The sequence below is a fragment of the Flavobacterium sp. FlaQc-48 genome (assembly GCF_044007335.1).
Classification (GTDB): Bacteria; Bacteroidota; Bacteroidia; order Flavobacteriales; family Flavobacteriaceae; genus Flavobacterium.
The window spans coordinates 295,290-308,727 of the sequence record NZ_JBIPCR010000005.1 but is presented as its reverse complement, the minus strand read 5'-3'; the positions used below and the strand labels follow the sequence as shown (position 1 = coordinate 308,727).

At 34.8% G+C, this 13,438-nt stretch carries 11 protein-coding genes and 1 pseudogene; 9 read left to right on the top strand and 3 right to left on the bottom strand.

What is annotated here, in order from left to right:
- Nucleotides 1-157 precede the first annotated feature (157 nt).
- The 3 genes from ACHRWY_RS10785 to ACHRWY_RS10775 are packed head-to-tail and all read right to left on the bottom strand — an operon-like array spanning nt 158 to nt 4,291.
- Nucleotides 158-2,464: a penicillin-binding protein 1A gene (locus ACHRWY_RS10785; protein WP_395354472.1), complete on the bottom strand. Its 2,307-nt coding sequence runs from the start codon at nt 2,462-2,464 to the stop codon at nt 158-160.
- A gap of 11 nt (nt 2,465-2,475) precedes the next feature.
- Complete coding sequence (locus ACHRWY_RS10780) at nt 2,476-2,955, bottom strand: gliding motility lipoprotein GldH (protein ID WP_395354471.1); 480 nt, start codon at nt 2,953-2,955, stop codon at nt 2,476-2,478.
- A complete protein-coding gene (locus ACHRWY_RS10775) occupies nt 2,939-4,291 on the bottom strand; it encodes a stage 0 sporulation family protein (RefSeq protein WP_395354469.1) in 1,353 nt (450 codons plus the stop codon). Before ACHRWY_RS10775 ends, ACHRWY_RS10780 begins: the two co-directional genes overlap by 17 nt.
- A 376-nt stretch (nt 4,292-4,667) precedes the next feature.
- Between ACHRWY_RS10775 and ACHRWY_RS10770 the strand changes: the two genes are divergently transcribed.
- The 9 genes and pseudogenes from ACHRWY_RS10770 (at nt 4,668) to imm9 (ending at nt 13,367) form a co-directional block, all read left to right on the top strand.
- Nucleotides 4,668-5,849, top strand: coding sequence for an ankyrin repeat domain-containing protein (locus ACHRWY_RS10770; RefSeq protein WP_395354468.1), 1,182 nt, complete (start codon nt 4,668-4,670; stop codon nt 5,847-5,849).
- Nucleotides 5,850-5,885: 36 nt separating this feature from the next.
- The gene (locus ACHRWY_RS10765; RefSeq protein WP_395354466.1) at nt 5,886-7,226 is read left to right on the top strand and encodes an ankyrin repeat domain-containing protein; all 1,341 of its coding nucleotides are present in this window, start codon (nt 5,886-5,888) and stop codon (nt 7,224-7,226) included.
- A 159-nt stretch (nt 7,227-7,385) separates the two neighbouring features.
- Entirely contained in the window at nt 7,386-8,111 is a 726-nt protein-coding gene (locus ACHRWY_RS10760; protein WP_395354464.1) for a hypothetical protein, read from the top strand.
- 475 nt (nt 8,112-8,586) lie between these two features.
- Nucleotides 8,587-9,498 (top strand): hypothetical protein, encoded by a 912-nt coding sequence (locus ACHRWY_RS10755; protein ID WP_395354462.1) that lies wholly within the window; start codon nt 8,587-8,589, stop codon nt 9,496-9,498.
- A 284-nt stretch (nt 9,499-9,782) separates the two neighbouring features.
- The gene (locus ACHRWY_RS10750) at nt 9,783-10,832 is read left to right on the top strand and encodes an XAC2610-related protein (protein WP_395354460.1); all 1,050 of its coding nucleotides are present in this window, start codon (nt 9,783-9,785) and stop codon (nt 10,830-10,832) included.
- Nucleotides 10,833-11,031: 199 nt separating this feature from the next.
- Nucleotides 11,032-11,382 (top strand): hypothetical protein, encoded by a 351-nt coding sequence (locus ACHRWY_RS10745; protein ID WP_395354458.1) that lies wholly within the window; start codon nt 11,032-11,034, stop codon nt 11,380-11,382.
- 144 nt (nt 11,383-11,526) lie between these two features.
- A complete protein-coding gene (locus tag ACHRWY_RS10740; protein WP_395354456.1) occupies nt 11,527-11,700 on the top strand; it encodes a hypothetical protein in 174 nt (57 codons plus the stop codon).
- Nucleotides 11,701-11,805: 105 nt separating this feature from the next.
- On the top strand, nt 11,806-12,297 hold the full coding sequence (locus tag ACHRWY_RS10735) for a hypothetical protein (RefSeq protein WP_395354455.1): 492 nt from the start codon (nt 11,806-11,808) through the stop codon (nt 12,295-12,297).
- A gap of 567 nt (nt 12,298-12,864) precedes the next feature.
- Nucleotides 12,865-13,367: pseudogene (gene imm9 / locus ACHRWY_RS10730) on the top strand (Imm9 family immunity protein).
- The last annotated feature ends 71 nt before the right edge of the window (nt 13,368-13,438 follow it).

The following is a 13,438-nucleotide window of genomic DNA, read 5'->3' as shown; positions in this document are numbered from 1 at the left end:
TAGCGTAACAAAAATAGCAGCTACAAGCATTGCTATGGTTTCAACTGTTGGCACCTTCTATGATCACGGTTCAATCTGTTCCAAAAAAAATATCCTTTTGCATCTTCCGGATTCAGAAGGCACAAAAGGATATTTATATTTTAAAAAAGAACCTATTCTACAGTTCGAACTCTTCTGTATTTTGTTCCGTTTGTGTAGTATCTTTTACAACGGCAGGCCTGCTGTAGCAATCTACCTTTATGGAAAGATTAGCCGGTCGTTCAAATTCTGATTTAGAAACCTGAAGCCCCGGATCTGCATAACACAATTTCATAAAATAACCCCAGATTGGTAAGGCAGCTGTAGCACCTTGTCCGTAAGTTAAGCTTTTAAAACGTGCTGAACGGTCTTCACATCCTACCCAAACTCCGGTAACTAAGTTTGGAACCATACCCATAAACCATCCGTCAGACTGGTTTTGAGTTGTTCCTGTTTTTCCTGCAATCGGGTTTCTGAACATGTATGGATATCCTGTCCAGCGGTTATCTCCACTTCCTCCGCCTTGCGTACGTAAACGTGCACCGGAACCGGTTTCAGTAACTCCTTCCAGTAATTTGATTACCGCAAAGGCAATATCTTTATTTAAAACGTCATGAGATTCCGGAATTGGCTCATAAATTACCTCTCCGCTTTTATTCTCGATGCGGCTTAAAAATTGAGGTTTAACATACACTCCCTGATTGGCAAATGTGCTGTAGGCAGCAACCATGTCTTCAACAGTAATATCAACGGCTCCAAGCGCAATAGAGGGCTGTGCAGGAATTTCGGTTTTAACACCCAATTTATGCGTTAATTCTACAACTGCTTCTGGTCCTACACGATCTATTAATTTTGCAGAAACCGTATTGATTGAGTTCGCCAAACCTTGTTTTAACGTCACCATTCCGCGGTATCTGTTATCTGAGTTTCTTGGTTCCCAATCTGCCGTAACATTATGGCGCCCTTTGTGGATCATAAATGGTCCGTCAAGAATAGAATCACAAGGAGACATATTAAGCTGTTCAATAGCTGTTGCGTAAACAAACGGTTTAAAAGTAGAACCTACCTGTCTTGCTCCCTGCCCAACGTGATCATATTGGAAATATTTATAATTGATTCCTCCTACCCATGCTTTAATGTTTCCTGTTTGTGGTTCCATCGCCATTAAGCCTGATTGTAAAAAGTGTTTGAAATAACGAATAGAATCCATTGGAGTCATTGTTGTATCACGTTCTCCTTTCCAGGTAAATATGCGCATTTTTGTTTTTACTTTGAAAGAAGCAATGATATCATCTTCGCTTTTATCCATATCTTTCATGATGGCCCAACGTGTAGAATTTTTCATAGCCTGCATCATGAGTCGCTCCGTTTCTGCCTGTGTAATATTTACAAAAGGCGCATTTTTATTGGTTTTCTGCTCAATAAAAAACTGCTGTTGCAGGTTTTTCATATGTTCAGAAACTGCTTCTTCGGCATGCAATTGCATTCTTGAATCGATCGTGGTATAAATTTTCAAACCATCTTTGTAGATATCGTAATCAGATCCGTCTGGTTTTTTGTTTTCAGACACCCATTTTTTCATGTAATCACGCAGGAATTCTCTGAAATAAGTCGCTGTACCTTCGCGGTGACTTTCTAATTTGAATTTTAATGCAATTGGTAAAGCCTGTAATTTTAATTTCTCTGAAGTCGTAATCATTTTTGCTTTTTCCATTTGGCCAAGCACTACATTACGACGGTTTTTTACACCTTCAGGATTACGAACCGGATTGTACAATCCTGAGTTTTTAAACATTCCGACTAAAATAGCCGATTCATCCATCGTTAAATCTTTGGGATCTTTAGAGAAATAGGTTTGTGCTGCAGAACTTACTCCAACAGAATAATTTCCAAAATCGTACACGTTACAATACATCGCCAGGATTTCATTTTTGGTATATTGTCGCTCCAGACGAATGGCGATAATCCATTCCTTTATTTTTTGTACAATTCTGAAAGGAAGAAACTTAGACCCTTCTCCGTGAAACAATTGTTTTGCTAATTGTTGGGTTAATGTACTCGCTCCACCATTGGTTCCTAAACTAAAAACGGCTCTTAAAGTTCCGCGTCCGTCGATTCCTGAGTGTTCGTAAAAACGGGCATCTTCGGTAGCAACCAAAGCTTCGACTAAACTTTTTGGTAAATCTGAATATTTAAGCTGTGATCTGTTAGTCTTGAAATATTTACCAATAACGACTCCATCAGATGATATAATTTCTGTAGCCAAATTAGAATCCGGATTTTCTAAATCTTCAAACGAAGGCATAGAGCCGAATAATCCCCATGAGGCAAATAAAAAGAACGCTAAAATACCCAGTAAGGTATAAGCAAAAACTCTCCAGAATTTCTTTTTATAATAGTTAATATCTTTATTACTATTAGATTGATTGTTTTTTTTGGTGGCCATATAACTATTTTCTAATCTTTTTGTTCTATTCTAAAACCTACGTCTGTAATACCTTCTAAAGCCTGAACACCAGGAATTTTTCCTGATTCCCTAACGGCTTGTTTGATGTGTACTTTGTATTTTCCTTTAAATTTCACATCTTCTTTATAAAACAATTTACTTTCTTTTATGTCTGTAAAACCGTTTCCTAACAAATTACCGTCCTGGTCTGCCATTTCGTATTGTAAAGTATCGACTTTAGTGAAACCGCTTGGTGTTTCAATCGCCACAATTAAAAACAAATTTTTGAACGGATAATTGTTATTGTCCCTCAAATTTATAAATAAATTGTATTTTTTGGCTGAATCTAAAACGGGCAGGTCAAAAGTTACAATACTATCTTTGTTCCAGGCACTTCCAACAGATTTGTATTCATCAAATACTCTTTTTTTATCACACGAAAAAAGGAGTATAGCTACCAAAAGAAGAATCGCGCTATTTTTTATTCTCATTTTTAGTAATAATTATAGGTTTTCTAGGTTCAGCCGCTTTATTATCATTCGAATTGTTCCCTTTATTCGACGGATTTGGCTTGTTATTATTAGGTTTGTTCCCTTTATTCGGATTATTTCCTTTATTTGGATTTCCTCCTGCAGGCTTGTTTTGATTTGGAGTTGCCTGAGGTTTGTTTGGAGTTGCTACAATCGCTGCTTCTGCATTTGGTTTGCGTTTGCGATTTGGTTTTTTCTTTCTTTTTGGCTGGTCAAAACGTGTCAAACTTTCCTGACCCATTGCGTTATTAAAGTCTTTTTCAGGCTCTGAAATTACTTCAATTGCAAAATCTTCCAGCGAAGACACTTTATTTTTCTGTTTATTTTCGGCAATAATTTCCTTTACCTGATCGATTTTTAAAACGTGCCAGTTTGCAAAGTTATTCGTGTAGGCAAACCACATTAACCCTTTAAAAATATCTTGTTTCTGGCAGATGGCATCTCCTTTTTCTGTTACCAATTTAGTATCGTAATCCGGAAAATCTTTCAACGCATCCATGTAAGTATCTAACTCATAGTTCAGACAGCATTTTAGTTTTCCGCATTGTCCCGCTAATTTTTGCGGATTCAATGAAAGTTGCTGGTAACGTGCTGCTGATGTATTGACACTTCTAAAATCCGTAAGCCAGGTTGAACAACAAAGTTCACGTCCGCAAGAACCAATTCCGCCCAGACGGGCTGCTTCCTGACGAAAACCAACTTGCTTCATTTCGACCCTGGTGCTGAATTCTTTGGCAAAATCCTTAATTAAAAGCCTAAAATCGACTCTGTCATTTGCTGTATAGTAAAAGGTAGCTTTTGATCCGTCTCCCTGGAATTCAATATCAGAAATTTTCATTTCTAATTTATGCTGAATAGCCAATTCACGTGCACGAACCTTCATGGGCTCTTCACGATCACAGGCTACAGACCAGATATCGATATCTTTTTGAGAAGCTTTTCTGTAAATTTTAGGCACTTCGTTACTTTCAGGATTTACCCCTTTTTTCTTCATTTGAATTTTTACCAATTCGCCTGTCAAAGTAACAATCCCGATATCATGTCCCGGTGAAGCAACAGTTGCTACAATATCACCAATACTTAAAGTTAATTTTTCTGAATTTCTAAAAAATTCTTTACGTCCGTTTTTAAAACGAACCTCAACACAATCAAAAATTGCTTCTCCATTAGACGGGCTCATGTTCGCAAGCCAGTCAAAAACCGTCAATTTATTGCAGCTATCGGTGCCGCAAGTCCCATTATTTTTACAACCTTTTGGCGCACCACCATCTGAGGTTGAACAACTTGTACATGCCATAATTATATATGTAGTGTTGCAAAAAAGCAACTTAAGTTCATAAACGTTTGATCGGTAAAGATAGTATTTTTTTTAGTTTGCTTTTTATCGATTAAAACTAAAGGCTTGTTAAATAAAAAAACGCCCTTTGTTTGCTAAAAAACAGGTTTTTAATACGCTGTTTTTAAACTGTATCTCAATAAAACCGACGGAACAGTTCTCTCAAAAAATACCTTATTCTGTTTATTTTATGCCTTATGGAGCCTAATTTATTTTCTTTTTTTAAACTACATTTATAAGTTTTACGTTTTTAAGATTCATAGTAGTTTTTTTATTCAACAAAACTCACATAAATAATAATTAAGTTTTATCTTTCATTTTCATAATTTTTTTTCACATGTCTACACAAAACAAAATAGAAGAGTATATTTTTCAGGGTAACTTCGATGCTGCCAGAGAAGCACTTAAAAATGGAGAATCGTTTAATGAGCCCTATCTTAAAAACAATTTTTCGCAAATAACATCCAAAATTTTTAATGCAAAAGCCATTGACTTAATAGATGCTTTAATAAAAGCCGGTTTTATTGAAACTGATATTTATGAACTGGACAATTTTGACAAATCCATTTTCAGTACTGTTGCCCGGGATTTAAAAGACGACGAAGAATCTGTTTCTTTTTTTAAAGCACTAATGTCAAAAATGGATAATATTAATGATGAAGTCAGCGACCAGACTTTATTAGGATATTGCATCGAGAAAGGAGCTGCCGTACCCATCATTAAAAGTCTGATTGAAGATTTTGGGTGTAACACGCAGTTTAAAAACAATGCGGGAGAAAATTTGATTTACCGCATTATCAACATTTACGGTTTAGATTCTGAAAAAGGGATAGCCTATATTGATTTATTACTGGAAAACGGTCTGGATCTTAATGAAAAAAATATTGTTGGCACCACACCATTGCTTTGTGCGGTAAAAAAGGTCAAAAAAGAATATATTCCGATACTGCTCGAAAATGGTGCAGATGCGAATGAGACAGACAATCTCGAAAACAATGCTTTTTATTACGCCGTTGCCGAACAATCTTCTTATGAAATGTATGATCTTTTAGCTGCTGCTTTTACAGCCAATTTCAACATCATCAACAAAGACGGAAGAACGTTATTAACAGAATACATCCGATCGATGTCGGATTCAGAAAGTAGTTTAAAATTTTTAGAACGATTACTGTCAGATGGTGCCGATCTTAATTATTGTGCCCAATATTACGGAAAACCAAAATCAGGACTGGATTATCTGGCAGAAAAAAAAGCAACCATTCTAAAATCTGTATTGGATACTTCATCGATTGACCTTAACGAACAGGACAATGAAGGCAACACATTATTGCATAAAGTTTGTGCCTACAACGTAAATTATGATACCGAAGCTGCAAAAGAAACCTATAGAAAAGTAAAATTATTACTGGAAAACGGTGCTGATAAAGATATTACGAATGATAAAGACGAAACAGCCCTTATGCTGGCTTCGGGAGATAACCTGAAGATAAAAACGGTTGAACTTTTAATGAAATCCTAACAACAAAATTTATATAAAAAATAGTAATATATGTCCATGTCATTTATAATTGCCTGTGAAAACGGCAACAGAAAAATAGCCGAATTACTGCTTCAGAATAAAGAAGTTGATGTAAAATATACTGATGAAAAAGGGAGAACGGCCCTGCATTATGCCGCCCACAGAGGATATCTGGATATTGTAAAACTGTTATGTGAAGATGGTGCCGATATCAATTATGAAGATCATCAAGGAGAAACGCCTTTGTTCTTTGCCTGTTTGCAAAAGCAAAAACAAACGGCACTCTATCTTTTAGAAAATGGTGCCAAAATTGAAATCAACGACAAAAATGGCAACAGTCTTTTGCATTTAACGGTTCAGACTGCACAAGTTGAGATCGCTTCAAGATTATTAGACGCCGGAATCGATGTCGATCTGTTAAACAACAATGGCGAAACACCTCTTTTAATGGCTTCCGGAAAACAAAACCGCGAAATCATACAATTGCTGTTAGACAAAGGGGCCAACATTAACACTACTGACAAACAGGGAAATACTCCTTTGATTTTTGCCTGTTATACTAAATCTTTACCCATGGTCACGTTGCTGCTGGACAATGGCGCCAATATCAACCACATGAATCATACGGGAGAAAATGCGCTGTTGATTGCCTGCTACGAAACCAACAGAATGCTGGCCAAATTATTAGTCGAAAGAGGCGCCGATGTATTTACGTCAAACAATAGCGGTCATTCGCCAGTTTGGTATGCCTGCAGCAACAATCAAAAAGAAATTGTGAGCTTATTTTTAGACAATGGGGTCGATGTCAACTTTAGCAAACCCGTAAGCGCCGACACCTCATCGATGAACGATTACCTGGACTGGATTGTCAGCGCAACCAATATAGCAACAGACTCTGATTTTACACTCAACAGCAGTTACAGTTACGGAGGTGAAAGCTTATTGCACGTCGCCACTAAAAAAGGAAATCTAAGCATGGTGAAATTATTGATCGAAGCAGGAGCAAATATCAACATACAAGATGAATCCGGAAATACACCTTTGCATTACAGCGCGGCAAGCGGCAAAAAAGATGTGGTTAAATATTTACTTGAAAACAAAGCCGATGCCACAATAGTAAACGTAAAAGAACAAAAAGCCATTGATTATTCGAATGTAAAAGGATTCAATGAAATTACGGAACTGATTCTAAAACATGCCCCGTCCGGAACCGTTGTAACGCCAATCAAAACAGCTGCAACCGAAGAAAACAGCACCACAGCAAATTCTATGGAAGGAAAGAAAAAAGCTTTACTGGATCTTAAGGAATTACTGGATGAGGGGATTTTGACTTCGGAAGAATTTGAGAGTGAAAAAAGTAAAATTTTAAAAGGATAAAAATTCAGGCCTGACAGGTCTTTAAAATCTGTCAGGTTCAAAAACTTATAGCTTTTTTTAAGCATATGCAATAGTATTTGAATGCCTGGAATTTCTTTCAGGCTTTATTCTAAGCGCGAAAAGTAACCGTTATGAAAAATGGCACAACAGCTTTGAAACATGAAAACAAAATTAAGTTTTATTCTTACAGTACTAGCTGTATTAACTTCGTGCAACAAAAGAAATAATCCTGTTGTTGTAACACAGGTACCAACTGACACTACAACGACAGAAAGTTATTTCAGCTCTGATACCACTTTATTTACTAAAGGACATTCATTCTACATTGCAACTATTGACCCGGATTTGGAAAATAGTGATACGCTTTTGGTCTCGGTTAAGAAAGACTCTTTAAAAATTTTCACAACCTACATTGACAAAGAAGGGCTTTCAAATCAAGAATTTATAGATTTTAATAATGATGGTTATTTCGATATCTTGTTTTCCCGTGGAGAACAAAGGGGCGATAATGAACTTTATTTGTATGATTCACTAAATAATACTTTTGTGAAATCTATAGGTTTTGAACGTATCCGTGAGCCTGTTCAACTAAAATCCAATCCTAATTATTGGTATAGCTATTGCCGGGCAGGTTGCGCCGATATGAATTGGACAAGCAAATTGTTTACATTCAAAAATTTTGAAACAGTTGAAATAGGTTATATCTATGGTAAAGGTTGTGATGATGAAGCAGAACCGCAAAGTATTCAAATTTCCAAGGTGCTTAATAATGATGAAAATAATTTAAAACGGATAAAAAAACTTCCATATTCAGTCTTAGATTACGCAGACAAATGGAATTTCATCGAAGAATATTGGAACAAAAACTATCAAAAATTCAAATAGTACTGAACACAAAATATACGCTACCTAACAGGAGGTTGGCATTAGGTGGGGTAGTCGGGAATTGCAAGTTTGTGCAGACCCTCTCTTACTATTTTGACCTGATAACGAAGTAATGGTACTTTCATAAAACTTTACTAATTTCACTTGCAAGATGATTGCGCACGTATAGTGAATAGAAAAACAAAATCAATTAAACGGATTTACAACATCTTAAACAGAAAAAGCTCACACTATTATTGCCTATCGTTGTCGCTACGAAGTCGGGGGACTTCGCATAATATGGGTATTTTAACCTCAGAAGAATTTAAAACATAAAAAATAAGATTTTAAAGAGGAAGCATAACCTGAAAAATTAATAAGAATGTTTGATCTATTAAGCGTATAGTGAAGCATACTTCTTTTTTAGAAAACAATTTTAAAGAGCCTCAATCAACTATAATAGACAAGTCATAAAATTAAAACCATTTAAGACATTATGTTAAACAATTTTTTTCTTTTCCTGCTAACATTATTTAGTTTTGCGGCATTTGCGCAAAACCCAAATCTCCGTAAAGCGATTCTTAAAAGCGATTTTATTTTTGCAAGTGATGAATATCAATATAAGACCATCAAAAAAAATGACTACACTACTGAGAAATATATCTCTATTACTAAAATAGACACTATTCTAAAAAATCGCCTTTCAAAAATACCCGACAAACTTATTGTTCGGAATTATACCGATGGTGAAGATTTTTACTCTTTTCTTTTAACAAATGATGGAGGATGTGTACGCAATACACTAGTTTCTGATGATAGAATAACTTACTATAATCTTTTTTTTGTCTGCAAAGTTGGAAAAGAATATCAAACTCTCGTTTTTTTTAATGGTATAGAATACACGACCTACAAAAACATTCTCAGACAGATACAAACCATAAAAAATATTGAGCAAATAAAAGAGTTAAAGGCAAGGTTTGATAAAAGTCTCGATTGGTTTATTGATAATGGACAAATGCCCGATTTAGATTTCATAGAATATTACAAAGAAAAAGAACTTACAACAGATACTATTCATTATTCTGAAAAACAATATCAAAAAGCACTGGTGCAATTTGAAAAAGGAGAAGAAGAACTTTTGCCCATTGTAAAGGATAAATTCAAAGAAAATGTAAAAAATTATTTTGTCAAAAAATTAGAAACTATTTTAGAAAAGGACAAACTTGATTATACTGATTATTATGAGTTTTACGAATCCGTTGATCATGCAACAAATAATTTTGGAGAAAATGGCTATGATTCTGCAAATTATCTTTTGAATAATAATCTAACCTCGGATAAATTTGACGAATATGACAAGAAAAAAATCATGTATCACTTACTGCAAGTAGTAAAGGACTGGGAATAAAAACATAATTTTAAAGATTCTTGATGAACTTAAATAAATTACCTTTTAAAAATCTTAAATATTGCAAATCTGTAATGAGATATTCATTTTTGCTTTTTCTTTTTATTTATAGCGTAGCTTTTTCACAAAAAACAGCTTATCCAAAGAGACTTACTTTTAAAGTCAATTTCCCTGCAGACTCCTTAAGTATGGGTGATATCGATTTTACTAATTAAAATCTAAAACCCTGAAGAAAAAATAAAACGTCAGTACCAATTTATCTGAAACAGTATAATACATCAAATATGAAACTAAGGATTTATTTTCTAATTTTTCTTTTATCCGGAATGTACGCTGCAAAAGCACAGAAAGCTTATGTGAGTACTGATTTCATAAAGGGCTACACTTTGTACTTTGTCCGCCATACCACAAGTTCAGAAATTAAAGAATATTACAAGCTTACAGACCATCAAAACAAGAAAACAGTACTGGAATATGGCGCAAAGGAACTCTCTTCACCACAAATAAGCAAAACAGCAAAAACAGTAGCGTTCAAAAACATTTCTGATCCTAACATTCGTGCATTGGGTGATGTAAATTTTGATGGCAGGCAGGATATTGTTATTTATGAAACCGAAATAAATGATGATGGCTGTTATACGGCACAAGCAACAGCCCGCGTTTTTATTAATACAAGCAGCGGTTTTGTGCCTGCCCAAAGTATAAGCAATGTATACAACGAGGCGCATTGTGTACGGGGCGGTTCGTTTGAAATTGATGCCAAAAACAAACGGCTTATAACCTGGAGTTCCGGCGGCGCTGCCCTTCATGTAAGTGCCTACTACAGCGTTTCAGGCAAAGAAGCCAAAATGGTCTGCAGCTTTGAAGAAGAAGGATACGATTCGATGCCCTTTTCAAAAATAACAGGCAAGAAATTAGAAAACGAGAAATGGATTTCTTTCACCTCTTTATCACTCTATGAACCGGGTTTAGGTACTGATGAGTTACTTGCATTTGACACTAAAAATGGTAAAGGCCGGGTGATCCTGTTTCAGGCCAAAGACATATTGTATTATGCTTTTCAACAAAATGACGAATACAAATTTATTTCTTTTGCACATCCATCCAGTGCTGAAAAAGCCAATAAAGCCATATTCAAATTCAGGAAACAAAATACAGGTAATGAATTGGAGTTTAACAGCGGCAACATCAAATACCTGATATATGAAACTCCTGAGGGATTTGGCATTAAAATCAATGTAAACGGAAAAATATCCGACTGGCAGGGAGTAGCTAAAAAAGGAACTTTGTCCTCATTTTCCAGTACAAAGTTGGTAAACGTTATTAAAGAATAGTTCGAATTGTATTTACAGCGTATTTCGTTTTTGTCTGTTTTAAAGTTTTGAAATTAGTCCATTTTATTTTTCAAATAAAATTAACCTTATCTTATTACTCTTTTGTCTTATAGAGGCTAAGTAATATTACTGAAAATGTTATTATTGACGTACTAAAATTATTGTCTTTAAAAAAAACCAAACGATAAAACGTAAACACATGGCATACGATCTTAATTTCTGGAAATACAAAAGCAACATCTATTTCGACAATCAGGAAGTATATAAAAGATGTTCCGAAGAAGAAATAGTAGAGGGTTTAGAAGAATTACCTATTGATTCAATCAGAAAAGAAATTGAAAATGAATTTTCAGAGTGGAAAATAGACAACGACAGTTGGCAAAATCCGAGTGGTAAAGGCGCTTTTCAAATTTCAAATACCACACAATTTGTACGGTTTGACTGTTATAACATGACTGGAGATGATATGAATAGAATTATCGAAGTCCTGCTCCAATTTGACTGTCCTTTATACGACCCACAAACTTCTACAAGATACGATCAGCCCTGATTCGTATAATTGTACTACTCTTAAAAAAAACCTGACCAGAAAACATTAGAATGTGCACAAGGCCGGGAAACTTTTCGTTGGCGGCTATTTTTGGCCGTATCTTAAAAATCATCATAGTTTACCTAATTAATATAAAAAACTAAAATGAAAAAACAACCATTTTGTATCTCTTTAGAGGAAGGCATAATTGTGAATATATTCAATAATGAAATTATCGAATTACAAGATTATGCAATAGATTCCGGCGATCCGATCTGGCACATTATGGGTACTGATGCCTGGCTGGAATTACATGAGAAAAAAATATCATGGAGATGACTATCGAGATTAATCGTAAATTTCAGTTATATAAGTAAATCTATAAACAACTTTTACTTTAACAAATCAGAAGCTTTATGTCACCATTAAACAAAAAACATTTCAATGACAGACAAAAACATTTCATTTGATGAATTATTCTCACTAATTTCATCAAAACGCTTTCTTACGAATATTGAAAGTATCCCCGAGAACTTGCAATGGCAAATCGAAACAGATACCATTAAAGCATTAGAATCAATTACGAATTTAGAATCTGGCTCTACTAACTGGATAAAACTTCGTCAAAAATTATCTTTACCAATAGAACAAAACTTTTATGCACAGGATGATCGTGATCCACAGCACCACCTTTTGCAAACTGAGCAACTAGGAAATTTATTAGAAGTAACTCTGAAAGGAAGTGGGTTTGAAATGGCTATTGATGAAATCATGCAGGATTTTATTATTTTCACAATGTTACCAACTAAAAATTTATCTTCTAATTTGTTTTTTTATGATTTATACAATGCCTATAAATCCGGTTACCTGCCATGTGGATGGAAAGGCGATTATCCTGAGGGCGACTTAATAGTCTACCAGAAAAACAGTATCTAAATTTTATTAAAAAATGATCCAGTATTACGAAAAATGGTTTCGTGCAAAAAGGGAGCCAATCAAACCTTTATCTGAAAAATAGGCAGAAAAACGCCACAATACAGGTCTCCCTTATATAGCACTATTGACCTTAGATAACAGCAAATTTATGGTTGATATTGTTAAAGGCTGGGTTGAGTTTTTGCTCTGGATAATAAAGACAGAGAGTACATCAGATACTCTTTTAAATATAAAAACGAGAATAAAATATTCCTGATTTCAGTTGTTTATATAGAATATTCACAAACAAGCGACGAACCAATTTCATCTGTGATTTTTTCATTTAATGAAAATGGAGAGATAATAATAGAGAAAACGGATTATAGATCTGGCAATGTAGAACAAACTATAACCAAAACTAGTTGTGAGGAAAACTGGGATTCTTTTCCAGGTTTTGAAAATTATGAAGCTGTTTGCAGGTAAGGACTTTAAGAAATCAAGGGCATGATTTACTGGGAAATAAAGAAAAAATAATATCATACCAAGCCAATAGTAAGCCGAAGAAAAAAGGCGGTTTTGGCAATTGTTATGCACAAACTAAATAGGATAGAATTGATGAACGACAGATATTTAATGTTTGGAACTATTATCTCGATTGACGGTGATCTTTCATCTCATTGCAATTTTCCCTTGGTAAACAATGGTGTAAAAGATGCTATTCGTGAAATTTTGAGAAAAATTGAATTGCAGAAGTTAGGCGATTGGAGATTAAACCTAATCATTGTATATAAACGGGCTAGGCATATCTATTTCGGGAAAAGAGGTATTTCAGTCCCATCTGACAAAACGAAAGAGTTTTTTTGAGATTGGCTGTCCCTACTTTAGAACAAGCGCCTTACGGGTTTAACAAGAAAAAATTTGAGTACGATGATGAACCTGAAAAAGGTTTCTTTAAGATAGCTCCAAATTTTGAAGACTATGAATCTTTAGAAGCTTATTTTGTAGATAGTGCGCGCAGAGCCATTGAGCAAGTCCTAAAAAGTGGTATTACCGTCAATGGAGAAAAGCTGAAATTGTCCACTAATAAATAACCTGCTCTGCAAAGTCTCCTGACTTCGCCTGATATATGAAACTCCTGAAAGATTTGGCATTAAGATCAATG